Source organism: Streptomyces sp. E11-3 (assembly GCF_046540415.1).
GTDB lineage: Bacteria > Actinomycetota > Actinomycetes > Streptomycetales > Streptomycetaceae > Streptomyces.
Map to the genome: position 1 here is coordinate 1,307,589 of NZ_JAZGRL010000002.1, position 24,808 is coordinate 1,332,396.

Annotated in this window: 30 protein-coding genes and 1 pseudogene; 1 reads left to right on the forward strand and 30 read right to left on the reverse strand. The window is 69.3% G+C overall.

Annotated elements, in window-relative coordinates:
• Positions 1-1,194 (reverse strand): annotated as a pseudogene (gene pepN / locus U9R90_RS24885) (aminopeptidase N); the annotation flags it as partial.
• A gap of 656 nt (positions 1,195-1,850) precedes the next feature.
• On the opposite strand from pepN, the gene U9R90_RS24890 reads away from it, so the two are divergent.
• Entirely contained in the window at positions 1,851-2,057 is a 207-nt protein-coding gene (locus U9R90_RS24890; RefSeq protein ID WP_411059796.1) for a helix-turn-helix domain-containing protein, read from the forward strand.
• A gap of 207 nt (positions 2,058-2,264) precedes the next feature.
• Here the strand turns inward: U9R90_RS24890 and U9R90_RS24895 are convergent, their stop codons facing one another.
• The 29 genes from U9R90_RS24895 to U9R90_RS25035 all read right to left on the reverse strand — a co-directional run bounded on the left by U9R90_RS24895 (position 2,265) and on the right by U9R90_RS25035 (position 24,772).
• Positions 2,265-2,489, reverse strand: coding sequence for a hypothetical protein (locus U9R90_RS24895; protein WP_411058891.1), 225 nt, complete (start codon positions 2,487-2,489; stop codon positions 2,265-2,267).
• A complete protein-coding gene (locus tag U9R90_RS24900; RefSeq protein WP_411058892.1) occupies positions 2,486-2,686 on the reverse strand; it encodes a hypothetical protein in 201 nt (66 codons plus the stop codon). Before U9R90_RS24900 ends, U9R90_RS24895 begins: the two co-directional genes overlap by 4 nt.
• Before the next feature lie 8 nt (positions 2,687-2,694).
• On the reverse strand, positions 2,695-3,159 hold the full coding sequence (locus U9R90_RS24905) for a hypothetical protein (RefSeq protein WP_411058893.1): 465 nt from the start codon (positions 3,157-3,159) through the stop codon (positions 2,695-2,697).
• Between the two features lie 87 nt (positions 3,160-3,246).
• A complete protein-coding gene (locus U9R90_RS24910; protein WP_411058894.1) occupies positions 3,247-4,086 on the reverse strand; it encodes a helix-turn-helix domain-containing protein in 840 nt (279 codons plus the stop codon).
• Positions 4,087-4,101: 15 nt separating this feature from the next.
• Positions 4,102-4,830, reverse strand: a complete 729-nt coding sequence (locus U9R90_RS24915; RefSeq protein WP_411058895.1) for a DUF6879 family protein — start codon at positions 4,828-4,830, stop codon at positions 4,102-4,104.
• Positions 4,831-4,991: 161 nt separating this feature from the next.
• Positions 4,992-5,717: a DNA-methyltransferase gene (locus U9R90_RS24920; RefSeq protein WP_411058896.1), complete on the reverse strand. Its 726-nt coding sequence runs from the start codon at positions 5,715-5,717 to the stop codon at positions 4,992-4,994.
• A gap of 86 nt (positions 5,718-5,803) precedes the next feature.
• Positions 5,804-6,010 (reverse strand): hypothetical protein, encoded by a 207-nt coding sequence (locus tag U9R90_RS24925; protein WP_411058897.1) that lies wholly within the window; start codon positions 6,008-6,010, stop codon positions 5,804-5,806.
• A complete protein-coding gene (locus tag U9R90_RS24930) occupies positions 6,007-6,273 on the reverse strand; it encodes a hypothetical protein (RefSeq protein WP_411058898.1) in 267 nt (88 codons plus the stop codon). Before U9R90_RS24930 ends, U9R90_RS24925 begins: the two co-directional genes overlap by 4 nt.
• Before the next feature lie 3 nt (positions 6,274-6,276).
• Positions 6,277-7,218, reverse strand: a complete 942-nt coding sequence (locus tag U9R90_RS24935) for an N-acetylmuramoyl-L-alanine amidase (protein ID WP_411058899.1) — start codon at positions 7,216-7,218, stop codon at positions 6,277-6,279.
• A 62-nt stretch (positions 7,219-7,280) separates the two neighbouring features.
• A complete protein-coding gene (locus U9R90_RS24940; RefSeq protein WP_411058900.1) occupies positions 7,281-7,802 on the reverse strand; it encodes a hypothetical protein in 522 nt (173 codons plus the stop codon).
• 12 nt (positions 7,803-7,814) lie between these two features.
• Entirely contained in the window at positions 7,815-11,531 is a 3,717-nt protein-coding gene (locus tag U9R90_RS24945) for a hypothetical protein (protein WP_411058901.1), read from the reverse strand.
• 14 nt (positions 11,532-11,545) lie between these two features.
• The gene (locus U9R90_RS24950) at positions 11,546-13,660 is read right to left on the reverse strand and encodes a phage tail tape measure protein (protein WP_411058902.1); all 2,115 of its coding nucleotides are present in this window, start codon (positions 13,658-13,660) and stop codon (positions 11,546-11,548) included.
• A 12-nt stretch (positions 13,661-13,672) separates the two neighbouring features.
• The gene (locus tag U9R90_RS24955; protein WP_411059797.1) at positions 13,673-14,050 is read right to left on the reverse strand and encodes a DUF5361 domain-containing protein; all 378 of its coding nucleotides are present in this window, start codon (positions 14,048-14,050) and stop codon (positions 13,673-13,675) included.
• Positions 13,966-14,325: a hypothetical protein gene (locus U9R90_RS24960; RefSeq protein WP_411058903.1), complete on the reverse strand. Its 360-nt coding sequence runs from the start codon at positions 14,323-14,325 to the stop codon at positions 13,966-13,968. Before U9R90_RS24960 ends, U9R90_RS24955 begins: the two co-directional genes overlap by 85 nt.
• Before the next feature lie 81 nt (positions 14,326-14,406).
• A complete protein-coding gene (locus U9R90_RS24965) occupies positions 14,407-14,964 on the reverse strand; it encodes a hypothetical protein (protein ID WP_411058904.1) in 558 nt (185 codons plus the stop codon).
• Between the two features lie 67 nt (positions 14,965-15,031).
• Positions 15,032-15,427: a hypothetical protein gene (locus tag U9R90_RS24970; protein ID WP_411058905.1), complete on the reverse strand. Its 396-nt coding sequence runs from the start codon at positions 15,425-15,427 to the stop codon at positions 15,032-15,034.
• 1 nt (position 15,428) lies between these two features.
• Positions 15,429-15,623, reverse strand: a complete 195-nt coding sequence (locus U9R90_RS24975) for a hypothetical protein (protein WP_411058906.1) — start codon at positions 15,621-15,623, stop codon at positions 15,429-15,431.
• A complete protein-coding gene (locus tag U9R90_RS24980) occupies positions 15,607-15,906 on the reverse strand; it encodes a hypothetical protein (protein ID WP_411058907.1) in 300 nt (99 codons plus the stop codon). The genes U9R90_RS24975 and U9R90_RS24980 overlap by 17 nt, the downstream gene beginning before the upstream one ends.
• 9 nt (positions 15,907-15,915) lie before the next feature.
• Positions 15,916-16,299: a hypothetical protein gene (locus tag U9R90_RS24985; protein ID WP_411058908.1), complete on the reverse strand. Its 384-nt coding sequence runs from the start codon at positions 16,297-16,299 to the stop codon at positions 15,916-15,918.
• A complete protein-coding gene (locus U9R90_RS24990; RefSeq protein WP_411058909.1) occupies positions 16,296-16,925 on the reverse strand; it encodes a hypothetical protein in 630 nt (209 codons plus the stop codon). The genes U9R90_RS24985 and U9R90_RS24990 overlap by 4 nt, the downstream gene beginning before the upstream one ends.
• A gap of 3 nt (positions 16,926-16,928) precedes the next feature.
• Positions 16,929-17,225 (reverse strand): hypothetical protein, encoded by a 297-nt coding sequence (locus tag U9R90_RS24995; protein WP_411058910.1) that lies wholly within the window; start codon positions 17,223-17,225, stop codon positions 16,929-16,931.
• A gap of 11 nt (positions 17,226-17,236) precedes the next feature.
• Positions 17,237-18,232, reverse strand: a complete 996-nt coding sequence (locus tag U9R90_RS25000; protein WP_411058911.1) for a DUF5309 family protein — start codon at positions 18,230-18,232, stop codon at positions 17,237-17,239.
• A 40-nt stretch (positions 18,233-18,272) separates the two neighbouring features.
• A complete protein-coding gene (locus U9R90_RS25005) occupies positions 18,273-18,896 on the reverse strand; it encodes a hypothetical protein (RefSeq protein ID WP_411058912.1) in 624 nt (207 codons plus the stop codon).
• Between the two features lie 67 nt (positions 18,897-18,963).
• The gene (locus U9R90_RS25010; protein WP_411058913.1) at positions 18,964-19,689 is read right to left on the reverse strand and encodes a hypothetical protein; all 726 of its coding nucleotides are present in this window, start codon (positions 19,687-19,689) and stop codon (positions 18,964-18,966) included.
• The gene (locus U9R90_RS25015; protein WP_411058914.1) at positions 19,634-21,154 is read right to left on the reverse strand and encodes a phage portal protein; all 1,521 of its coding nucleotides are present in this window, start codon (positions 21,152-21,154) and stop codon (positions 19,634-19,636) included. Before U9R90_RS25015 ends, U9R90_RS25010 begins: the two co-directional genes overlap by 56 nt.
• A 16-nt stretch (positions 21,155-21,170) precedes the next feature.
• Positions 21,171-22,874 carry a Terminase gene (locus U9R90_RS25020; RefSeq protein WP_411058915.1) on the reverse strand — a complete coding sequence of 568 codons (1,704 nt, stop codon included), beginning with the start codon at positions 22,872-22,874 and terminating at the stop codon, positions 21,171-21,173.
• Positions 22,864-23,295: a hypothetical protein gene (locus U9R90_RS25025; RefSeq protein WP_411058916.1), complete on the reverse strand. Its 432-nt coding sequence runs from the start codon at positions 23,293-23,295 to the stop codon at positions 22,864-22,866. The genes U9R90_RS25020 and U9R90_RS25025 overlap by 11 nt, the downstream gene beginning before the upstream one ends.
• 18 nt (positions 23,296-23,313) lie before the next feature.
• On the reverse strand, positions 23,314-23,913 hold the full coding sequence (locus tag U9R90_RS25030) for a bifunctional DNA primase/polymerase (RefSeq protein ID WP_411058917.1): 600 nt from the start codon (positions 23,911-23,913) through the stop codon (positions 23,314-23,316).
• A gap of 190 nt (positions 23,914-24,103) precedes the next feature.
• On the reverse strand, positions 24,104-24,772 hold the full coding sequence (locus tag U9R90_RS25035) for an HNH endonuclease (RefSeq protein ID WP_411058918.1): 669 nt from the start codon (positions 24,770-24,772) through the stop codon (positions 24,104-24,106).
• Between the last annotated feature and the right edge of the window lie 36 nt (positions 24,773-24,808).

Here is a 24,808-nt window from a genome sequence, read left to right on the forward strand (position 1 = left end):
GAAGTCTTTTTCGCCGAGCCAGGCGACGAGTTGGCGCAGGGCGGATGCGCCCTTGGCGTAGGAGATGCCGTCGAAGTTGAGTTGTGCGGCGGCGGTGTCGGGGACGAGTTCGGGGTCGGGGGCGACGGGGTGGGTGGAGGGTCGCTGGTCGGCGTCGTAGCCCCAGCCCTTGCGGGTGACTCCGAAGTCGGTCCAGGTGTCGTGGAAGCGGGTGGCTTCGGAGGTGACCTGGTAGCCCATGTATTCGGCGAAGGACTCGTTGAGCCAGATGTCGTCCCACCACTGGAGGGTGACGAGGTCGCCGAACCACATGTGGGCCATTTCGTGGGCGATGACCATGGCGCGGGTCTGGCGTTCGGTGTCGGTGACGGCGGAGCGGTAGACGAATTCGTCGCGGAAGGTGACGAGGCCGGGGTTTTCCATGGCGCCGGCGTTGAATTCGGGGACGAAGGCCTGGTCGTAGGAGTCGAAGGGGTAGGGCTCGTCGAATTTTTCGTGGTAGCGGTCGAAGCAGGCGCGGGTGACGGTGAGGATTTCGTCGGCGTCGGCGTCGAGGTGGGGGGCGAGGGAGCGGCGGCAGTGGAGGGCGAAGGGCAGGCCGCGGTGCTGGGTGCGTACGGAGTGGTAGGGGCCGGCGGCGATGGCGGCGAGGTAGGTGGAGATGCGGGGGGTGTCGGCGATGGTCCATTGGCCGTTGCCGAGGGGGGTGGCGATGCCGTTGCCGAGGACGGTCCACTCGGGTGGTGCGGTGACGGTGAAGGCGAAGACGGCCTTGAGGTCGGGCTGGTCGAAGGCGGCGAAGACGCGTTGGGCGTCGTCCATGCAGAGCTGGGTGTAGAGGTACGTTTCGCCGTCGGTGGGGTCGGTGAAGCGGTGCATGCCTTCGCCGGTGCGGGAGTAGCGCATGTCGGCGTCGATGTGCAGTTCGTGGGGTCCGGCGGTGAGGTTCTTGAGGGGGAGGCGGGCGCCGTCGAGGGTGTGGGGGTCGAGTGGTTGTCCGTCGAGGGTGGCGGAGCGCAGGGTGGCGGGCTTGAGCTCGACGAAGGTGTCGGTGTCCGCGCGGGCCGTGAAGTGGATCGCGGTGCGGGAGGCGAAGGTGTCGTCGCCACCGGTGAGGTCGAGGTCGACCTCGTACCGGTGGATGTCGAGGTGCCGGGCTCGGGTCTGCGCTTCGTCGCGCGTCAGAACGGACATGGGGCCATGCTGCCTGATGGGTGGGGTGCGGCACAGTCCCGGGGCGCTGCTCGGCTACTCGCTGGTGGCCTTGGGTGCTGCTTCGACGGCGATGGTCTCGTGGTGCCGGATGACCTCGGCGATGATGAAGTTCAGGAGTTTTCTGAGGCTGCGTAGTGCGGCAGTTGACCTGGCGTTAGAGTCAAGAGTTCGCAGGTAGGCGACGAGGTATGGGCGATGCCACGAATGTCCGCCCGCTCTGCCTACACAGTGCCTACAGTCCACCGACATACCCCCTGCGGCATTCAATCCCCTAAATCCCTCCTAAACGATCTTCGGATCACCGCAGGTCAGGCAAGCAATGTGCCGCCCCTCCCCCGCACGCGAGGGAGGGGCGGTTAAGCGCCGGGGATCACCAGGGGGCCACCTAGGACACCCCGGCGCGCCTAGGGTGCGCACGAACGTCGAGCACGCTCGGGAACACGCGTTCGAAATTGGAGCCTACGCGGCTCCCTGCGGCGGCACCACATGTGAGGGGCGAGATTCCGGTTACGACTCTCCCCTGGTCTACCACTCGCAGCAACAAGATCACAAAATGTATCGTTGACAGTACAGCCATTCGATCTTGATGCCGCGAGCGTGGACAGGTGCCGCGCTCGTCTTCCTCGCCAGACTGGGTGGTCGCCAGGCGACGACGCATCGGCGATCAGATCCGAGCAACGCGGATACGGGCGAACCTGACTCAGGAAGCCGTCGCTAACCGTGTCCCCATGGAGCGGCCGAACTATGTCCGCATCGAGCAGGGCCATTCCGCAGCGACGATCGACACCCTGATCCGCATTGCCGACGCGCTCGGCGTGCCCCTTCGCGACCTCATTCCGTGAGCCTCGGCACTCGATTGGGCGCCTGCGCCCCAACTCGGGCCGTCACGCAGGCGCCCGCCCCGAGGCTTAACCTCGGGGAGTCTCAGCGGCGCTCCGTCGGGCACACGACGTGTCGGTACACAGTGATGCCACCGCCAGACGCGGAGTCAATCGGGAATGACTGGTATGCCTCACCGGGCTTGATGCCCCGGTCACAGCGGCAGCAGATCACGAGGCGCGCCCCTCGACCCACGCCGTACGCCAGACGCCCTTCAGCCGCTCGCCGTCCGGGCAGAGGACGGGCTCAGTACGGCACGCCGTGCAGCCCGCGCAGTGGTCGAGGTAGACGCGGTACGCGTCTCGGCTGCGGCTGTGTCTGGCGTTGGCGGCGATGCGTTGCAGGTGACCGGGTCCGCTGCCGGTGTCGCGCCATTGCCAGTCGGGGCTTGTCACTTCCGCCTCCGGTGTCGTCGATGGTGGTTGCGGATCTCGGCGTTGCAGTCCGTCACCGCAGACTGGTCGCCGCGGGCGTCGGCCTCGGCGCGCTGCTTGGACAGCGCGGTGCAGACATCGCAGTCAGCTTCGGGCTCGGGTTCCTCGAGTTCCTCGAGTTCCTCGAGGGGCAGGCCGGGGGCGATTGGCTGGTCCATGGCCGTCGTCATCCGAATGCCTCCGCAGGCAGTCGAGGGCCTCGGCCAGGCCCGAACACGGCGCCCAGCGTCGCGGGGTTGGTGAGCCGTCCTGACCCGTCGGGCCGGTCGAGCCAGACCCGGCCGCACACGGGCCAGCCCGTCGGCGGGCAGTGCAGCGGCCAGTCCGGCGGGTGCACGGTCAGGGCCCGGACGTCGGCCAGCTGCTCGGCCGCGTCGAGGGGAACAAGCCACCATGCGGCACCGATCATGGGGTCGGCGAGCAGCGGTCCGCGCCGGGTACGCGGGAGGTCCCGCAGCACGGACATCGCAGCGTCGAGGCGGGCCTCGGCGGCGAGCCAGTGTGTGCCGGTGTGGATGGGCGCGAGCCCGTCCATATCCCAGACGTCGCGGACGAGGTTCGGCCGTAACGAGCAGCTGGCGAGCCACGCATCTCCGGACTCACATCGCGCGGCGTGTGTGTTTGTGGCCATGACCAGCACCGTAAGGAGACCGGAGAATCAACGCGCGGTCTGATTCGCGAATATTCGCTCAGCACCGGGGATGATTCGCCGTGATGTTCACGCGAGGTCGGAGAAGTGAGCGCGGGCCCGCGCTATCAGCCGCCGCGCCTGGGTGCCGTAGACCGCCGACTGATCCAGCGTCTCCCACACGCGCCCGTACAGGGCCACGTTGTCGCCGTCGTTGAGCCACAGCTCAGCGTGCCACTCCTCGACGATCGCGAGCCGGTCGTCGTACAGCCAGAACCCGTTGCCGGGCGGGATAGCGAGAGGCGCGGTGAGAGGGATGATTCCCAGGCGCACACTGTCCAGGCCGATCACGCTAGCCAGGCGGTCCAGTTGAGCCGCGAGGACATCGGGCGGGGCCACCCCGGCGTGCAGGGCGGCCTCTGACAGGAGGATGTGGAACGTCCGGCCCGGTCGGTAGAGCAGCTCCTGGCGGCGCATGCGGGCCCGTACGGCGTCCTCGACATCCCGCGGGGACTGCTGAAGCTCAGCGAACCGGGCGAAGACGTGCCGGGCGTAGTCCGGGGTCTGGAGCAGCCCGACGACCATGGCACCCTGCCACGCGCGCAGCACAGTCGACTGCTCGTACTCGACCATGAGGACGTCCTGAACGGGGCGGTGACCGGAGCTGAGCTGGCGCCGCCAGGACCGCGTCCGGGCCTCCAGCCCCTGGAGACGGGTCACCAGCTCTTCAGCAACCTGAGGATTCCCGGTGGCTGCTGCCCATGCTTTCAGGTCGTCAGGGGTGGCCGTCTGGCGTCCGGTCTCTAGCTTGGACACCTTCGCCTGAGGCCACCCCAGCACCGCGGCCAGGGCCCGTTGAGTCGTTCCGGCGCGCAGCTCACGGAGCCGTCTGCCGAGCGCCTCGCGGGCCTGCTGGAAGTCCGTGGTCACATAGCGAAGTTACCGTCAGACCTGGTCGTAGGGCACGGCATGATGCCACGCCGCCTCGCGGACCCGCGCGTAACGGAGGACGTCCACCGGGTTGGTGATCAGCTCGATGTCACCCATCTCGTCGGCATCGTCGAAGTGGAGCAGGGCGACGACACGGGAATCGAAGATCCAGAAGTCCTCTTCCGGGAGGTTGAGCTCATCGGCCTTGCTGCGGGTCAGGACGCGGATGGTCTCCCCAGCCGCAGTGTTCCTGCGGGCGTTGTCCAGGAGGTACAGCTGTCCGGGCGTGGGCGGTTCGTCGAGGACGCGGACACGCTCGAACCGCTTGCCGAGGGCACTCTGCTCGCGGCGCCCACGGCACCAAGCGTCGTCGAGGTCCCACGCCACGGGCTCACCCGCGGCGAACTGACCGTAGGTGTCCTGGGTCTCGTCCCAGGCGTAGCGGCGACGGGTCTCCAGGCGCCACGCGGAGAACTTCAGCGTGGTGAACATGCGGCCGAACTCTTCGGCGCTGACGGTCTGGCGCACGTGCACGGGCTCCTTCGGGCCGAAGTTGGCGAGCAGTTCACGCGGCACGGTGACGGCGCCCTCGTCGGCGGTGAGGTTCTCCAGCTGGGCGAGTTCAGCGGGGTCGGTGACGCGGTCGCCCTGGACGACGTAGCGGTCTGTGCCGGGGAGTTCGTAGAGGGTTGGGCATCCGTCGTTGCCGCTGTTGGTGCCGACCTTCCATAGCTTGCGGGCCATCTTGGCCCCCCTTCTGGTCGTGGTCGGCGGTGGCCGACGCGCGCACGGTAGCGGGAGGCCCGTACGCCGCAACAGGGCGCCTGGGCTTAGGCATGATGAATGGCCCCCTGCCCGGCCCGAAGGCCAGACAGGGGGCAGGATCGTTTCAGCGGGTGGTTGGGTCACGCGGCCGTGGTGAGTCGGTCGCGGGCGATGGTGGCGTAGGCGGGCGACTGTTCGATGCCAACGAAGTTGCGGCCCTCGGCGAGTGCGGCCGCGCCGGTGGTGCCGGACCCGGTGAACGGGTCGAGCACGGTCCCGCCAGGTGGGCAGATACGGACCAGCTGCCGCATCACTTCCAGGGGCTTCTGGGTGATGTGGCGGCGGTTGTCGCCGCGGGGCTGGCTGCCGGTGAAGTGGCCGGGTAGATACACCGGATCGTTTCCGGGAACCATCGCTCCCCGGCTGCCCCAGACGATGAACTCGCAGTCCTGCTTGAGGCGTCCGGGCTGCGGGCGGGCGGTGGCCTTGTGCCAGACGGCGATGCCGCGCCAGGTGTAGCCAGCGGCCTGGACGGCGTCGGTGGTGGCGGGCAGCTGGCGCCAGTCGGTGAAGACGAGAGCGGCACCACCAGGGCGGGTGAGCCGGTGGCAATGGGCCAGGATCTGGGAGAGCCAGGAGGTGTAGGAGCGCTGGTCTCGGTTGTCACCGGTGAAGTCGCCGAGGTCGAAGCCGTGGTTGCGGCCGCCTTCGGTGAGGTACTTCTGGCGTGCGGTACGGCTGGTGCGTGCGGTCATGGTGCGGCCACCGGAGTTGTACGGCGGATCGCAGATCACTGCGTCGACGGGGTCAGTGAGGTCCGGGAGGAGGGTCAGGGCGTCTCCGGTGTGGAGTGTCCAGGCGGCCATGGTGCTCACAATCCGTGTGGTGGACGGGCAGTCGGTATGGCGCGTGTGCACAGGAAGCCCCCGCCGCCTTCGGGCGGCGGGGGATGTCACGTCAGGATGTGGATCAGAAACCAGGCCGCGAACCCGCACCATGCGACCGCGAAGACCGCGCGGCCCGGCCGGGTGCGGACCCGGAACCAGGCGCGCGTCCGCTCCGACAGGGTGTCTCCCTCCCGGCCGTTGCGCAGCGCGTACACCTCGAACCCGGCGCCCGCGGCGAGCAGGCCGCCCCAGATGATGTCGGCCGTGCTCATGATGTGCTGCGATCGTCGAGTACTGCCCTGACTCCGTCCTCGATGCGCTTAGTCAGGACGCCGTTGGTGTTCTCGTGGATCTCTCCCAGTACCTTGTCCTGCCCGCGCAGGTGCGTCATCAGGAACGCCGCCCCCAGCACCGGCCCGACCAGGGTCACGTACTCGGCGGTCGCCTCGCCCTTGATCGACAACGCTACGTATCCGGCCACGGAGATCGCGAATATCGCGACCTGCGCCATGAGCTGTGCCGCCTTGTCTCCCAAGACTCAGCCCTCCACGTCTGCGGCCAGCGCGATCGCCAGCCGGTCCAGTGCCGCGGTCGCGCCTGCCTCCGCGGCCCGCTGCGCGTCCGCAGCGCTCAACCCGCCGCCCTCAGCGAGCCGGGCCAGCACCGCGTCACGGGCAGCGCCCCGCGCCGCCAGCTCGGTCACCGCGGCCTGCAAGGCGCGCAGTCGGGCGCCGGTGTCGACGAGGATCGACTTGGCCATCCACTGCCCGTTGGTCTCAGTGCCCCAGGGCACGTTGATGAAGTGGTCCTTCTCCCAGACGCGCTGGGCGATCCTCTCGACGTCTTCCTTCGACAGGGCCATGTCGTCGTCCTCCTCGGGGTTCCAGTCGGCGGGGTGGCGCAGGCGTGCGGCGACGTCAGCGCGGAAGGTGTTCATGTCGAAGCTGGGGTCGATCTTGCGGCGGGTGCCTTCCCCGTGGCCGATCACCGAGTGCTCGGTCCAGCCATGGGCGCGGCAGATCGCCGCCGCCCAGCGCACCGCCTGGTCGTACTGGACAGCCGGATACGGGTCGCGGCCGTCGCCGAGGTTCTCGATCTCGATGCCGTACAGATGCCGGTTGCCGTCGATCGGCTCCGCCGCGTCCGGGCGCGGGTGGTTCGGCGACTCGTCGACCATCGCGTCGTAGGCGTTGCGGGCCATCGTGCCGAAGTGGTTGGCTCGGCCCGCGCTGATCATCGTCGCGGTGCCGTTCTTGGCCAGGTGCGTGTGGCACAGCGGGCCCGGGAGCGACGCCATGCCCGACCACACGAAGTTCAGGCTGCTTGCCCCGGCCGTGTGGTGGATGGCGACGCCGTTCACGCCGCCCCATGGGCCCTTGTGGTTACGGTGGTGCGTACGCCAGCCTGAGCGCTCCACCGCGCGTACGCCCTCGGCCCTCAGCGCTGCCAGGAGCGCCGCGGCGGAGAGTGGAGTGGCCATGAGGTCTCCAGACATGAGGAAGGCCCCGGCCGGGCGGCGCGGGGCGTGTGGGGTGCAGAGGGCTATGCGGTCTCGTACTGGCCCTGGAGGCGGATCGAGAAGCCATTGCCCCACGCGGTCGACCCCGACGAGCCCGCACCGAACGGGGTCGCCGCATCGACCAGGCCAGAGGAGTTGCCGGTCATGTTGTTGTACGCCCCGCCCGACAGCTCCAACTCCAGATCCGTGGTCGTGGTCAGGCGGGCCCGGACCGGGAACCGCTCCGCAGAGTTGGCGCCCTGGATCTCTCCGTACCCGGCGATGAGCTGCGACTCGTTCGACGTGACGGGAATCGAGAACCGCCAGTTGTCGGACGCCCCGCCACCGCCGAAGTCGGTCGTTGCACCGAAGGCGATCTGCAGCCGCCAGAGCACAACGTGCGCCGTCTGGGCGTAGCGGGCGATGATCGCGGCGTCCCCGAAGGACGGCGTGTTGGCACCGGTGGAGGTGGTCCACACCGGCGTCCAGTCCTGCCACGTCGGCGAGATTGCAAGCAGCCGGTTCGCGGTGATCCGCAGGCCGGGCTGCCACGGGTCGTACGCCACAGCGATACCTCCTTACAGGGCGACGATGGTCGGCTGCGCGAGCCGCAGATCCGCACCCGCCGCATGCGGCTTGCTGACGCCGTTGATCGAGCGGGTCACGGTGAACGCCTGCTCCGCGTCGGCGGTGAGGCGGATGTCCCACGCGTACCAGGTGTCCGCCAGGGACGGTGTGTCGCCGTGGCGGGCGCGGATCACCGCCCGCGACGCAGACGCCGGAGCGGTGAACGTCGCTTCCACCAACGTCCACACCCCGGCCGACACCGCCGTTCCGCCGAAATCCGCCGAGAGGAACGCGCCGCCCGCGTCGTACCAGCTGACCGCCGGACCCAAGTCCGACCAGCCGCCAGCCGTGTACGCCCACAGTGCGGCGGTGTACGAGGCGCCGGAGGTGACGGTGCCGGTCGCGGACTGATCGGACCGGGCCCCGCCCGCAGACGCGACACCGTCAGGCTCGATGAACAGGCTGGCGATGCCGTCGGGGTGGACCTGCGCCGTCGACCGGCTGATCGTCGCGTCCTCCCCCGTCCAACCGGCCGTGTCGACAACGATCTGCGGATTGGTGTTCAGCAGCCGAGGTTCAATCGCGGTCACCCGCGCCACCTCCCCGCCGAACTTCACGGCGAACGGGAACTCGGCAGGCAGCGCCCCGACGAGCGCGGGGCGCAGGGTCAGCTGATCGCAGATCAGCACGTCCTCGGGCGGCGGGAAATCGGGCACGGTCGGGGCGAGGTTCGCTGTTGTTGCGGTAGCTGGCGCGGTCGCGGTCAGCTCGAAGTAGGTCCAGACCTCTGCTTCTACCGGCTGGTCGTTGGAGCTGGTGGACAGATAGCTCCCTCCGGTGAACCAGTTCAGGTTCAAGGCGACCGAGCGTGTGGTGGTGCAGCGCAGCCATCCGGAGACCGTGTACTGCAGGCCCTCGATGACGGGGACCTGGTCGCTGCCCGCGTTGGGGAACTCGGCGATGCCATCGGGCGTGAGCTCCAACGACCATGCCCCGTCAACCGGGGCGGACTGGGGGGTAGGGACGCGGGCCAGGGTGCACCCGAACCCGGTCCACCCATCCAGGGCGGCCTCGAAGTCCGGATTGGGGTTCATCACTGGCGTCGCGGTGATCCACAGTGGGCCGTCCGTGACCACCACATACAGCGTCGTGTCGTCCGCCCCGGCCGCGTCTGCCAGCTGGGTGCCGTCAGTATCGACGCGCGCCACCTCGCCGGACGTCCCGCCTGCAGGTTCACCGCTGTTGATGCCGGTGACGCCCGTCTGCCACGGCCCGGCTGGGGTGGTGTTGCCGGTGACGGTCCAGCGGGTGGGCGACAGGGTCTCGCTGTAGCCGCGCAGGATCAGGTCCACCGTGTCGACCGGATGCTGCGGCCGCGGCAGATTCCTGACCTGGACGCGGTCCCCGTCGTTCAGCGTCAGCCACTGGGCGATCAGCTGCGGCGCGATCGCCAGCTCGGTCGTTACGGCCGGGTACCGCATGCCGGGCCAGGTGCCCAGGTGCAGCCGCCACCCGGCCAGGCCAGGCAGCTGCTCGTCCGTGTAGGCGTTGACGGTGATCTGTTCGTCGTAGCGGCCGTGCCGGGCCACCGAGGCGTCATCGACCGCAGGCGCCGCCGAGCCGCCGTCACGCGAGACCAGGACGTCGTTGCGGATGCGCTGGTCGTCCAGGACCGGAGAGAACGGGTTGGTGATCTCGTTCGCGCTGGCGTCCAGGACCAGCGCCGGGGCCTGGTTGTAGAGGCTGGCGCGGGTGCGGTAGCGCAGGCCCCGCGCCGAGCGCTGCTCGCCGAGCATGCCGCCGTCCACGGCCGCGGCCTCGGCCAGAAGCGCCAGCAGCGTCGCGGGGCGTTGCGGTCCTACCGGCTGGGTATCGGCCGTGTCGCCGACAACGGCGAGCGGTACGCCCTCTTCCTGGCACAGGCGCACCATGCGCGCGCCAGCGGTCTCCCCGGCCCATGCGTCGATCGCGCCGAGGTAGGCGGTGGTGGTGGCGGTGGGCCACACCGAGATGTGGCCGATGGCCATGCCGTCCAGCAGCGGGCTGTAGCCGTCGGGCGGGGAGGCGACACCGATGGGGCGGCCGAGGGTCCCGGCGACGCTGCCGTTGACCGCCCCGGCGTCGCCGCCGACGTCGGTCCACCGCAGCACCCAATCGACGTTGCCGCCGTTCTGTGTGGCCCGGAACTCCACCAGCATCCACTGGTTGAACAGGTCGTTGCCGGTGCCGATGGGGTGGTCGACGATGGTGGCGCCGTCCTCGTCCCGGCCGAGCAGGCGGCTCAGGTTGTCCTGACTCTGGATGTACCACTCCGCGACCGTGCCGCTCGTACGGATACGCAAGAACGTCCGCAGCGCTGAGGGGATGGAGTCGAGACGGTAGACGTACTGCACACTCCACGACGTCAACGCGCTGGCGGGAGCGGGAACAGTACCGTGCATCATGGGCAGGTCGCTGCCGCTGGAGGCCAGAGCCGGAAGCGCCCTCGAGGAGGCCAGCGAGTCTACGGAGCCCCAGTTGGCATGCGTCAGGGTCAGCGGGGATACGCCCTCGATGGGGCTGTACGCCTGGGTCGCGGACTGGCCGTCTTCCATCGGCCAGTACGCCAACGGGGCGAAGGACGGGATGCGGCGGCGCAGCGTCGACGCCAGCTCGGACTCTCCCTGCCCGAGGCGCTGCAGAACCCCGGAGGCGCGCACGTCGACCTGGGACTCGCCCTGATACCCGGTGTCCTCGTTGGAGAGGTCGCCGTACGGCCACGCGGGTTCCCAGCTGGTGGCGTGTCCGATGAACCGGTGCTGCCAGGGGGTGATCTCGGCGCTGCCCTGGAGAGTCCACGTGCGTCCCGCACTGTCCTCGAAAGACGTGGCTCCGGGCTCCTGTACGCCGAAGTCGGGGTCAGCCACCACGGTGCCGTTGATGCCGTCGCGCAGCTCGAATCCGTGCAGCTGCCCGGAAGGAGTCTGGAAGCCGATCCCGCCCACATCGCCGACGTGAAGCGGCGCGGAACTCGCGAACACCGCACTGGCCCCGGCACCGGTGAACGGGTCCCCGAGCTGGCTCCATGGCCCGGCCAGAGACGGCGCGGTGTAGAAGGTCACGGTGTGGCCACCCTCGCCGTTGTCGACGTCGAGCGTGGCACGCACCGCGAGGCGCCCCGAGCCCGGTACCGACAGCGGCACCGTAGACGACGGGGAGGGAATCGTCACGCCGTCGGGGGACCAGCGGAACGTCAGGTGTCCGTCAGGGCTGGTCAGCAGCAGCCAGGACCGCTGATCTCCCGCGATGACGTACTTGCCTGCCAGCTCCCGGAACGTGCCCTGCCCCGCCCAGGCGTCCAGGGTCGCGTCCAGGCGCACGTCGATGTCGCCGGTGACGTCCAGCGGCGCGGCGTCCGGGGTAGCGGCACGACCGGGGCCGTCGAGCTCCAGGTACGGGGTCGCGCCTTCCACGGAGTACCGCAGCGGCACCCCCAGGTCCACATTCGGGTAGTACGTGCTGAGGGGGTTGTCGGGGGTGTAGTTGCCGTGCTGGTTGTCCAGCGTCAGCGAGATGCTGGTCGGCTGCGCGGCGCTGGCCTCGTTGGCCTGTCCGCGGTTGATCGTGACCTGCTGGGCGTGGATGTCCGCGGTGATATCGGTCCACGTCCAAGTGGACGGGTCCGTGTCCACGTCGGCGCCGAACGCGGCCTGTAGCCGATGCGCGAGCCGGTCGGCGGGGAACGCCACGGGGCACCTCCTCGTCAGCGGGCAGGCTTGAAGAACCGCTCAGCGGAGCCGCCGGCCTCGGTGCGGATCGCGTTGCGCAGCCACTCGACCAGCGCGCGCGGCATGCCGTGCGCGTCCAGGACGACGGTCGGAGTAGCGGCCGCGGCTGAGGTGCGCTGGCCGACGGCCGCAGCGGGCAGCGCGGCGCGCGCGGTGGCGGGCCCCATCGCGGTGACGTCGCCCATGCCGGACTCCCAGCCCTCAGCGATGCCTGCGGGAATCCACCGGCCCACTTGCTTGGCCATCACCTTCGACGGCGAACTGATGCCGAGGGCCTTGGCGATGGGGCCAGGGACGATCCGCTTGGCCCAGCCGACCAGGGTGGACCGCAGCCAGCGACCCATCCCTTTGATGCCGTTCCACAGCCCGCGCACGACATCGCGGCCCTTGTCGTAGAGCAGCCGATGCAGCGACCCAATCGCGCGACCGATCATGCCGGGCAAGCCCTTGACCCACGCGACCGCCTCCAGCGCCTTGGACACGATCGCCTTCTTGATCGCCGACCAGTGTTTGATCATCAGTCCGATGGGCGTGAAGTTCAGGAAGGCGTTGTAGATCATGCGCGGGACGCCCTTGAGCCAGTCGACGATCCCCCGCCAGGCCGCTGACGTCTTCTCTCGGATCGCCGACCAGTGCTTGATCACCAGGCCGACGATCGTCCAGTTCAGGAAGAGATCCAGCAGCATTCGGCCGATGCCCTTGATGAAATCCCAGACAGCGGCCCAGGCGGTCTTCGTGAAAGAGACGATCTCGTCCCAGTAGGTGATGACGAGCACGACCAGGGCGCCGATCGCCAGACCGATCCATCCGATCGGCCCCAGCGCGACCACCCAGGCCGCGGCCATCTGCAGCCCGGTCCACATCGCCCGCCCGGCCAGCAGCAGCAGCGCAGGCACGACCACGGCGGTGATGACCGACGCGAACAGCTTCAGCTCGTCCTGGTTGTCCCGGAGGAACCCGACGAAGGTCTGTACGCGCGGGATGACCTCGGAGCCGAGGAACTCCACGAACCCCTGCTGCAGCGTGCGCTTGAACTGCTCGACCTTCACGCCCGCGTTGTCACGAAGGCTGTCGCCGAGGCCATCAGCAGCCCCTGCGGTCCTGCCCAACTCTGCTGTGGCCTTGGACGGGTCGAGCGCCAGGAGCGCCTTCTGCATGTCCTCGGACTTGGTGCCGAACAACTCGACCGCGGCCGCGTCCCGCTTGACCGGGTCCTCCATGTCCCGCAGCGTGTCCAGCGTGATCTGCAGCGCCTCGGAGGCCTTCGGGCCACCCTCACTGATCATCCCGACCATCTTGTCGGCGTTCAGCCCGATGGCCTTGAACCCGCCAACGATCTTGTCCGAGCCCTGGACGCCCTCGAGGGTGAACTCCTTCAAGGCGTCGGCGACCACGTCCGTGTCACGGGCACCAGCCTTGAGCCCCTGAGAGAGCAGGCCCGTTGCGGTGGTGGCGTCCAGGCCCAGGCGCTGGAACTGCACGCTGTACTCGTTGAACGTGTCGGCCAGGTCATCGGCCCGGGGGCCCATGCCCTGCAGGCCCTTGGCCATGACGTCGAGCGCAGTCTTGGCGTTGGGCGCCAGGCCGGTCTTCATGATCTGGCCGACCGCGTTCGCCGACTGCCCCAGGTCCAGCTCGAACGTGTTGCTGAGGTCGGTGACCTTGGTGGCGATCGACTCGATCTGCTTGTTCGTCGCGCCCGGGGGCACCAGCCCCGCGCGCATCGTCGCCGAGATCGCGTCGGCCGCGCCCTGGAAGTCCTGGGTGACGGCGTTGGAGTAGAGGCTGCCTGCGATCTTGCCGTACTTCTCGGCCTCGGCCGGAGTCGCGCCGAGCTGGGCCCGCAGCTTGCCGATGATGCGCCCCTGGTCCAGGGCCTCCGTGACCCCGCCGATGAGCGCGGCCCCGGCGACGACGCCAGCACCGAGCAGGGCGGTCTTGAACGCCCCGCCGAACCGGCCGCCCGCCTGTTGCCCCGCCGCCGCAGCAGGGCCCCGGGTGGCGTCGTTCAGCGCCCGCTGAGCCTCCGGCCCGAACCCCCGCATGGACGGGACCAGGCGTACGAACGCGACGCCGACTTCCTCGGCCATGACGGGCCCCCTCTATGCAGTTGTGGGTGCGGCCCCCACGGTGTTCAGCAGCCGCATCACGTCGGCCGGGTCCCGGTCGGTACGGCCCGTGCGCACGCCCGGCTTCTTCGCCAGCGGGCTGATGGGCTTGGGCCGGTTGCGGCCCTTCTGACCATCCTTCGACCGCTGCCAGTTGGCCGTCCGCAACTCGTCAACCAGCAGGTACAGCAGGTGCTCGGCGCGAGCGTGTCCGTCCCCGCCAGCGACCTGCGCGGTGATGCTGGACGGGTCGTGACGCAGCGCCTCGTACAGGCCGGAGATGCGGCCTACCGTGAGCGATTCGACCTGGTGCGGCGAGCCGCGGAGGACGAGGTCGAGCGCGAGGGCTTCGCGGGCTTGCGGCGCCCCGATGACCGCGAGGCCGCTTTTCCCGGCTGGCCTCCGTGCTCGACCCAGGCTCGCGACATCTGGCCCTGGACACCGACAGGCATCTCGTCGATGGCGTCCAGGACGTCATCGTCGGCGAGCTCCTCGAGGACGGACTCGTCGCCTTCGCGGAAGCGGCGGGCCTGCTCCCCGGACAGGGTGTTGATGTTGGGCAGTTCGTACTCCTCGCCGTCCATGCCGGTGAAGACGAACGGGTCGGTGTTCTGCTCTGCTGCGATCTTGCGGGCGTCGAAGGCCATGCGCGGATCTCCCTTGCTGGTGCGCGCGGACAGGTGGGTACGCCCCGGGGACACTCCGCGCGAGATGCCCCCGGGACGCGATCAGGTGAGCGTCCCCCACGCAGCGCTGTTGCTGAACTTCTGCATGAGGTTGCCGTTGGCGTCCGGGTAGGCGGTGATCGTCACCGGGTACATGACGGCCTCGCCGTTCTGGTACGGAACTTCACCGCGCTCGGTGAGCTCGCCGTTGCCGATGTAGATCCGGATCAGCTCCGTACCGTCAACGACGTTGAGGACGAAGGCGCGTGGGTCCGCCGTGGCGGGCTTGACGTCGATCTGCCACTCGGCGAGGTTCGCGACCACGCTCGAACCTGGGTAGAAGAGTTCGAGGTTGGAGCCGCGGGTCTGGATCAGCGTGCAGGCGAGGGTGAGCGTCGACTCGGTGCGCGCCGCGCGCACGGTGACGGCGTTCTGCCAGGCCACAATGTTGTCGACGCTGTCGTCCCAGTTCTCGGTCACGCCGTCTTCAGACACGTAGCCGTGCCCGATGAACGCGGCGTCCAGCGCGGTGGCTGCGTCGGTGGGGGCGGTGCTGCCGGGCGGCGCGGAGAACAGCTCCCCCGTGATCGCTACCCGGACTTCGTCGGCCGCAAGTGCCATGGTGATCTCCTTCGCAAGGGCATAGGGGGTCACCCGGGCGCGCGGACATCACCGGGAGAACAAGAGGTCAAGGGGCTGGTTCGATCGCCTCGTCGGCGCGGACCAGGAGTTGGTAGGTGGCCCACGCGCGTGGGCGATTGGTGACGGGGTCCTCGTCGAGACGGGGGCCGAGGAACTCGCTTACGCGGTAGCAGGGAAAGCCCAGCAGGGCGGTGCCGGACAGTGCCCATATGGCGGTGCGGACCTGCAGCGCAAGGGCCATGGCCGACCGGTCGTCGGCCTCCCAGCACCAGATGTCGACGCGGGCCGCATCCCGTACCGGGGGTGTGGCCGGACCGCCGACCCGGCGAACCTGCACCAGCCCGGTCGGGCGCGGGTCGGGCACACGGGACACCACTCGCACCGGCGCCACGATCGAACTCAGGTAGGCGATCAGGGATTCGTTGACGTCAGGGAACGCCATGTCACAAGGCCTCGATCTCAATCGGGCCGGTAACGGTGTGCAGGGGCACCCACAGCAGCCGGTCCGGGGCGGGCTTGAGGATCAGGCAGCCCTCGTCAACCCGCGGCGGCTCGATGACCTCAACCTCTGTGCTGCCGGACCACTTGGGCCAGCGGGCCCGGAACGACGGCGCCGGGGACTTAGTCCCTCGCTGCATCGATGGCACCCCCCAAGATCCGCCGCTCCCGCTCGATCCGCAAAGACGAGGGGTGGATCGCGATGACGGTGGCGCCAGCACGGCCGCTGCCGATGTACGTGTCGGCGATCACCCGCACCGGGTCCGGCGCGTGGCTGTCTGCCGTGGCGTCCTGGAACTGCGGCTCGGCCACGGCCTTGACGTTGTCTGCCCGGCGCTGCAGCTCGGCGCGGACACCGGACGACTTCAGCAGCGCGCGGGCGCCTCGGGAGCTGAGGCGGAAGGATTCGATCGCACGGGCCACGGCCAGCTCCTATCCATCGACGATCTTCAAGGTCAGTTCGGTGTGATGGGGGTCCGTGCTCGCCGCGGCCGCCATGGCGAGCGGGTTGTAGAAGGGGCCCGGCTGCCCGTCCAGCTCGAACACCATCGCCCCAGCCGGACCGCTCCACTCGATGCGGGCCCGACGGTCCACCGGCGAGCGGTTGGTGACCATCAGCCACCGCTCCTGCAGCGGGTCGGCCCCGACCGCGGTGACCAGAGTCCGCTGGTCCTGCTGCAGCCACGCCGCCGCCACGGTCCGGGTCGCCCCTGGCCCGTAGTCGTAGACGGTGTTCCCGTACGAATCCGTCGACGCGGCCGGGGTGACGACGGTGACCAGGTGCGGCAGCAGCCTGCCCGGCACCCCGGCGCTCATCCCGCCTCCACCTGGATCGTGCCGAACCGGCGCGGCCCGTACCGGGCGAGCGCCTTCTCATCGGCCTTCGTCATCGTGACCGTGGCTCCGGCTGCGCCCGCGCCCTGCTGCAGCTGGTAGTTGTAGGCGCCGATCCGCTCGGCCACCATGCCCGCCGTCATCGACGGCGACAGCAGCGTGCGCAGCACCATCGCGCACACCGTGGCCACCACGATCGGCCGGGCCACCGCGTACCCGTGGTCGTAGGTCACCTGGTAGGTGTCCGGCGCCATCCGGTCCCGCCAGGCCGGAGAGGTGAAGTCGACGCTGTACGTGGTGTACGTGAGATCGACCTTGTCCCGGCCGTCCCACGACCAGCCCGACAGTACGGCCGTCGAGGTCCCGTCCGGAGCGATCGCCTCCACCAAGGTGACTGCGGTGACCGGGCGCTGGGGTAGGCGCAGCAGGGAGCCGACCGGCCGCAGCACGATCACGTCACCCGCTACAGCCTCCAGCTGCTGGCCGGTGAACTCCCGTACTAGCGCGGAAGCGTCGGCCAGCAGCGCCGGAGCACGCGCGGCCTCGTCGGCGGTGAGCGACCGGCCAAGCCGGTTCTCCAGGTCGGTTACGGTCGCCAGATCCGCCATCACTCACCCCCCGTACTGGTCGATCAGCTCGGCCTTCGTCATGGCGCTGTGATCGGCCGGGTCCTGGTGGTCGGCGTAGGCCAGCCATTCCGCCTTGGGGGCCTGCGGCGACGGACGCTGCAGGGCGTAGGCGCCCGGTTCCTGCTCGGTGCTGACAGTGATGCCGTGCTTGGCCGACAGGCCAAGGATGCTCTCAGCCTGCTCCGAGGTGGCGTGGGCGAGACCGTCGCGGAACTGGACGGCCCCGGTCGGAGTCACGACGCGTAGTTGGGGATAGCGGGTGCAGTGCAGGGTTGCCACGAGGCCATCTCCTACGGGGCGGTCGTCGTCAGGTTGGTGATCTTCCCGTGGGACATCTCGTTGCCGTACTTCAGGCCGATCTCGCCGTAGATCTGCGCCTTCTGTGACGCGCCGTCCTTGGCGAGCGGCTCGACGAACAGGAAGCCCTTGTCGGGGATGAGCATGAACACTGGCGCGCACTGGTCCAGCGAGACGACCGCGATCGTGTCGGCGGGCATGTACCGGTTGAGCATGATGTTCAGCTCGCCGAAGTCGGTGATGATCGTGGTCACGGCGACGCCGCCGATGTTCCGGGTCATCTCCTGGTAGTTGGCGTCTGTCACGAACAGCTTGGTCAGCTGCCGCTTCTGGAAGCCGTTGCACATCAGGGCCGCGGTCTCGGAGACCTGGATGCCGCCGTTCTCCCACACCATCTGCAGCAGGTCCAGGACCAGCTCCGTGGTGAGCGGACCCGCGGCACCTGCGCCCGCGTCGACGAGGATGGCGTTGGTGGTGATCGCCTCCAGGATGCCGCGCGTCTTGCGCGGGGTGAGGTTGTCCGCCGGGTTCTGGAACGTTCCGGTGATGAACGTCTTCTCCACGTCCCGTGCGATCTGTGTCAGGTGCTGACGGATCTGCCACTGATACTCGTCCATGACCGGGTTGGCCCCGGTGATGCCCACGCTGCCGGGGTGTGTAGAGCCGGTGGAGTTGAACTGCCCGGTCGCCGCGAGCTTGGTGTAGGAGATCGACACGGCCTCCTGGTGGATCTCCACGACGTTGGTCACGTTGAACCGGGTCCGCTCCTCCGCGGTTGGGGCTGCCGCGCCCTCGAGGCGCTGGCGGTCATCGGCCGCGTCGCGCAGGTCGTAGCCCTGCCACTGGACCAGCGTGGCGGCGGACATCTCGCCGCCGGACAGGCCGCCGATCGATGACAGGAACGGCGTGTCGGTCGGGGACTGCGCGAAAAGTTCCCCGACGTAGTTGGGCATGTTGAACGTCGTGCCCATTCCCGTGATACCGGGCATGAGTGTCTCCCTTCAGGGCCTGGGCGCGACGGCCCGGCCGTTACTGATTCGGGTTGGCCAGCTGCATGAGCTGCTGGGCCTTGAGCTGCTGGGCGTCCGCCCACTTGCCCGCCTTCTCCGCGTCGGCGATCCGCTGCGCGAGGCTGGGTTCGGGCGGGTTGGGAGCGCCCCCTGGCCGCAGGTGCTCGACCGGCTTCTTGCCGCCCTTGCCCTTACCGCCGCCGCTGTCCCCGCCGAAGCTGGCCAGGAGCTCGTCGGCGTCAGCCTCCAACTCCTCCTTCGACGCGCCGACCAGCCGCTTGGCCTGAGCTGGTGTGAGCCCCTTCGCGGTGGCCACCTCCAGGCGCAGCGCACGCTCCTCGGACGCAGCAGCGCGCTTCTCGGCCGCGGTGAGCTTCTCCGTGAGCTTCTCGGACTCGGACTTCTTCGAGTCCTCAAGCTGCTTCGCCTTCGCGGCGAGCGGCTCCAGCTCCTTGAGCCGGGCCTCCAGCTCCTTGCGCGTCTTCTCGGCCGCGCGCCGTGCCTCGCGTTCCTCGGCGATCGCCTTCTTCCCGGCGTCGCCCAGCTCGCTGCCGCCTTGATCACCCGTGGGCGTGCTGGCAGGCGGCTCGTTGTTCGGCTCGCCCGTCGCGGGCGGCTGGGGGTTCTGGTCGTCGTCAGCCATCGCGGCCGACCTCCTTCGGATGGAACATCCGCCGTCGCGGCGGCACCCCCGCACAAGCGCGGGGAAGTCATGAAGTCGCCCGGCCGTCGACGAATCGGCGCCAGGCCTCGATCGCGGCCGCGCCAGAATGCCCGGCCGTCGCCGTAGCCCACTGCTCCTGGAGTCGCCGAACCTCGGGTGGTTCCGGCTCGCGTCGGTAGAGCAGTTCCGGCTTGCAGCTGCACCGGTCGTGCGACTGGAACCGCACGGTCTCCTTGGAGTACACGCCGCCGCGGCCGATCAGCATCTGGCAGAACGCACACGGCCTCGACCGCCCGGCCTTACGCCGGTACCCGGCGACCTCGTCCCGCTCGCGGAAGGTGCGCATCGTCGTCTGCCGGTCGCCCTCCAGTACCAGGCGCGCCGCCGAGCCCTGCAGCTGCGAGGCCATCACCCGCGTGGCCGCGGTCTCGCTGCCAGAGATGGCCATCTGCGTCTTGAACGCCACCGGGCCGGTCACCCGCAGTGCTGTGGCGATCTGCTGCGGGTCTGGCTCGATGACGACCGGCGCCAGCCGTACGCCCTCCAACAGCGCGTGTTGGCGCAGGTAGCCGCGGGCCATCCGCGCGAGCGCGGACTGGCCGGTGAGGATCTCCTGCTGAATCTGCGGGGAGATCTGGTCCCACCAGCCGTCGATGTCGTTCACGTCCGCGCGCAGCGCCGTGACCCGCAGGCGACGGGCCAGCAGCGTGGCGACGTTAAGTACCTGCTGCTGGTACTCCCTCGTCAGGGCCTCCGCCTGTGGGCTCGGCATCCGGGTCCCCTTCCTCTGCGCCCGGCACCTGCGGCGCCTCGGCGCCCGGCTCCGGTTGGGCCAGCAGCGCGGCGACATCGCCGAGCGCGTCCCGGTCCCCGGCCATCGACTCCCACCGCTGAATGTCGGTATCTGTCACCCCGGGGATGCGCTCCCACAGCGCCCGCGGCGGGATGTCCAGCTGGGTGGCGAGCTTGCCGAGCGCGTCGGCGACCTGCGCCAGCGACCGCGGCGTGGTGTCACGCCACACCACCTGAGCGGAGGTGTCTTCCCAGGTCGTCTCGTCGCCCATGGCCTTGCCGCCCAGGCGCAGCAGCTGCTCGACGCTCTCGCCGAAGCTCGTCTTGTGCTCGCCGATGTCGAGCTGGTGGCCAGCCTCCAACGCCGCCAGCGCCTCGGCGGAGACGTTGGAGACGGCGTTGCCGACGACCAGGGTGTGCGGCGGGATCTGCCGCGCGCTCGCCACGTAGAGCAGCGTCTTGTCCCGGCTGTCGAGATACCCGCCGAGGTCGGTCTGCCCGAACTCCCCGAACTTCGTGTCAGGTGAATCGGACTGCCACACCCGGTTGACTGCGGCATTCCACGGCTCCACGGGGTTGCCGTCCGCGTCCTCCGCGATCGCCATCCCCGTCACCCAGCGCTGCTTGAACGCCGCGTACTGCTGCGCCATCAGCAGCCCGAACGTGGTCTGATTCAGCTGCCGCTGCGCTGGGAGCATCGGGTAGACGATGCCCTGCGGCCCGTCGTCCAGGTCATCGTGCGATTCCAGGAACCGCACCACAGGGCACACCCCGAGCCCGTGCGTCTCCACCTTGACCTTGGCGTAGTCGATGGCCAGGCCCTCGAACGGCAACGGGTCCGCGTACTCGCGATTGGTCTGCGGCATCACCACCGCCGCGGGCACGTCCACCGTGTACGTGAACTCGTCGTCCAACACGGTGATCGTGACGACCATCTCCGTCGGCGACGCCGCATCGATGACCGGCCGCGGAGTCCCGATCGACACCGCGTACTCCGGCCACTCGTCGTTGATCGGGTCCGCGTACAGCGCCGTCAGCCGACGCGGCGAATACGGCGTGATCACCGGTGGCTTGCCGTCCTCCCCCGGCAGCACCACCGCATACGACAGCCCGTACTGAAGCGCTGCCCGGTACAGGCCTGTCTGTCGCGCGTCCATCCGGTTCGGCTGCCAGAACGCATCCCACACCGGAGAGTTGTCCACGCTGCCCGACGGCCGATAGCCATCCACGAACAGCCCCTGCGCCACCGAGGACACCAGCAGCGGCAGGATATTGAACCGGGCCTGCTCCACCAGCTTCCGGTACTCCGCCGTCGCCGACTTCGGCACGTAGATGTCACAGACCCGGTTCTTCAGGTACTCATGCACGAGCGTCAGCCGCCCGGTCTCAGCACGACGGCCTGCCAGCAGCCACTGCACCACCTTGGTCAGCTCGTTGCCGTTCATCGCAGCCACCGCACCGTCACCCCCATGCCACCACCCGGCCCGGCCGCTTCTTCGGCCCGGCGTTCCATTTCGCCCACGCTGGTGACGCGAGCAGCATCCGCCTGGCCAGCCGCGCGCCGATCGCGCAGACCGCCAGGTCGATCTTCTTCGGGGACTCGCGCCCCTCCTTGCTGATGGACACGCCGTACCGGTTCGGACGGCGGCGCGCGTTCAGGACGTGCCGCTGCAGCCGGGAATCCCCGTCGTGCGTGAGGGTCTGCTCCCGGATGTCGATCTCGGCGCGCTCGCAGGCCTCGGTGAAGTCCCGCACATGCCCGCGCATGTCCCACGCCACCGGATGCGCCGACCGGCCGAGCGTGGCCTGGATGACCAGCCGCTCGCCGAAGTCGGTAGCCCAGTCGTCGATGTAGGACTCGAACTCGGCGACGTCGCCGAAGAACGCCACCACTTGGCGCTCCGCGAACGTCTGGCGCACCACCCGGTCCACGTCCGCTCGGTCGACCAGCCAACCCTCACCGGCCGGGCCCCGCGGGCGCTCCCAGCAGTCGATGACGAACACATGCCCGTCGGAGACGCGGCAGCCGACCAGGGCCGTAGCGTCGTCGGACTTGGAGCCGTCGAAGAACATCACGATCGGCTCGTCGTCGGCGACCACCACACCCGGCCGCGCGCACGCCGCCCAGTCCGGATGCGTTGTCCAGGCGTCTCGGGCCGCGGTCGGTTGATTGAAGAAGTACCGGCGCGACTCTTCCGGGTCCTTCTCGACGTTCCAGAACTCGGACTCGATGATGCTGTCCAGGTCCAGAACGTCAGCGAACGGCCCGTACACCTCACGCAGCGCACCGCGCATCTGCTCCAGATCCGCCATGTCTACTTCGGCTGGTGCCTCACGGTGGTCAAGCATCAGCCGCCGCTCCCGCGTCTTCCCCTCCGCGATGAGCTTGGCCCGCTCGTGCAGCTTCTCCAGCACACTGTTCTCACCCGGCTGGTACATCGTGCTGGTGAGCAGCGCCCACGGCGCGGCCTCACGCCGCTTGCGCAGGTTCCGGTCCACCGTGCGGTACATCTGGCGCAGTTCCGGCAGCACGTACAAGTGCGGCTCGTCGAAGACAGCCAAGGTCTCCTTGCCGCCATCCCGCGATGCCGCCGCCGCAGTCGACGGCCGGACCTCTCCGCCCTGCGGCAAGAAGATCCGGGTCATACCCGCAGTGCCCGACGGTAGATCCTCCGACAGAGGGCCGTGCTCCAGGTTGTAGAGGATGTTGTCGTAGGTGTTGCCGGACTGGCTCTCCTCTGTGGCCAGGCAGCGGATGAACGGGTACGTCACCGGTCGGCCCATCGGCTCACCAGGCTCGTACTCGTACACGAAGTCGCGCCAGGTGTACCGCTCGCCACCCTGGGCCCAGCCCGCGAACCGCACTGGAGCGAACGCCTCGGCCAGCCCGACGAACCCAGCCAGCTCCGACTTCGCCCGGCCCTTCGCCCGGGATATCGCCACCGTGTCGTACAGGCGGCGGCCGTTCTCGTCGTGCGTGTAGCAGTCCAGGATCAGGCCAGCGAACTCGTCATCGAGTGGCAGCGCCTCGCCATGGCGCGGGTGCAGCGGGACGCCCTGCACGTCGCCAGGGCCGTGGACACAGAACCATTCGATCCACGCCAGCGCCACGCCGAGAGACCGGGCCCGGGAGTGCTCGGGGTGGCGGACCAATTCACGAGGCATCGGTCAACCGCCGCCTGCGCGACGTCAGATCCGCCACGCCCGCTGGCGCCTGGGCCCTCTCCGGCTTTGGCTGCTCTATCTTGATCCGTGCGCGTAGCCGGTCCGCGTGCGTCGCCCCCAGAAGGCCCTCGTTCAGCCGGATCTCCGCCAGCAGTTTCGTGGACGGCTCCAGCCAGTACGCGTCCACCAGCGGGGCCAGCATCTGCAGGCGCTGCCAGTCCGTACCGACGAACGCCGCGGCCTGCGGGGCACGCCGCCACGTCTCGTACCAGGCCCGTGTCCGCGGCCCGTACAGCTTCGCGTGCTCCAGCTCCGGGCCGTGCAGCTCACTGTCCGCTTCGACGGTGACCGCCTGGTCCTCGAAGGCGTCCGCGTTGCGGCGTACCTTGCGCTCCGACGGCGGGGGACCGTGACCAGCCATCCTGATCACCCCCGCCTGTCAGGTCAGCGAGGCAACCACCTCGGACAGATCAGCCAGCCGCACCGGGCAGTCCTCGAAGCGGCGTCCCGTCACGGCCACGTAGCGGCCCTGCCCGTACAGCTCGATGGCCTCGCCGCCGTGGCGGATACGGCGGCCGCGCTCCAACTGGCCGCGGCCCCAGATGTGCAGGCCATCGCCAGACGGCGACACCTCCACGAACGTCGGCGGGCAGCGGTCCAGAATCGCCCGCGCCCACGGCGCCAACACCTCGCCCTCGAAGCAGTGGTCGAGGTCGATGCACACGACGCCGTCTCCGTCCGCCAGGACGTAGCCGAGCCCAACACCGACCGGCGACGCCTTGGCCGCAGAGTGCATGGACCAGGAGCTGGGCGACGTCACCGAAGCGAACCCGCCGTCCAGCGTCCGCGGCGCCTTCCGCTCGTCGCGGCGTACCCACCGCCGCCGACTGGTCAACTCCCTGGGGAGCGCGACCTTCGAACGGCTGGCCCGGTGCGCAGCCACCCGGCAGCGGGTCGAGCAGAAGCGGGGAACGGGACCGCGGCCAGCGATCGGCAGCGGAACTGCGCACCCCTCGCGCTCGCACACCGTGTTCGCCATGCCTCCAGTCTACCGGGAACGTGTAACGAGTAGAAGTCTCTACCAGGCAGAATGCCACAGAGATGCCAGGGAGGTTCACCACCCCGCGTGATCGTCGCAGGTCACAGACCCGTACGCGCCGCGCCTTGCTATGCCGCACCGTGGGCCAAAATCGGGGGCAGTCGGGGGTACCCGGGAGGGGTGTGGCGGCTCAGAAGAGCATGGGCTGGGCTGTCGTGATCCGGTGGCCCTTGATCGAGTTGCAGAGGAAGTGTGCGCACTGCGTGTTGCCTGGTTCGTGCGTGCCGCCTTGCGCGAGCGGGACGATGTGATCCAGCACGGGGGCCATCGGCTGCGGCACCTGCTGTGCGCGGTCGACTGGCCGACTGCAGAGCTGGCATATCCATCCGTCTCGTTCGAACGTGCGTCGGGGGCTCACGGGGGAGACGAACGCCTCGCGCTTGAGGGCTCGCCGCTTGTGCTTTGCCAGTAGCTTCTGGCACCGGGGGCTGCAGGTACGGGTCTGGGGCTGGTCGTGCACCCAGGGGGTTCCGCATGCGGGGCAGTGTCCGGCGTACCACCGGCGTCGTGGGGGGCGTTGGGTGGGCATGAGCCGGGCCTGCGTGGTCTTCCAGTGCAGGGTGGCCTGGGGCGTGTGGTGATCGCGCAGCGCGATCTGCGTGCGGACGGCTCGGCGCACGGCCTGAGCGCAGACGCGCGAGCATGTTCGGGTCGGCTTCCACCGGTACACGGTGAACGAGGTCTGACACCAGGAGCAGGTGCGTGGCTCCTTTGCTCGCTCGCGGCGCGCCTGGTCGGCGGCGCGGTACTTCTCGCTGGCTCTGTATCGGGCTCTAGCTCGCTCCTGGGCGGGGGTCATCTGGCCTCCCCCGACATGAAGAGACCCCCAGTCCGA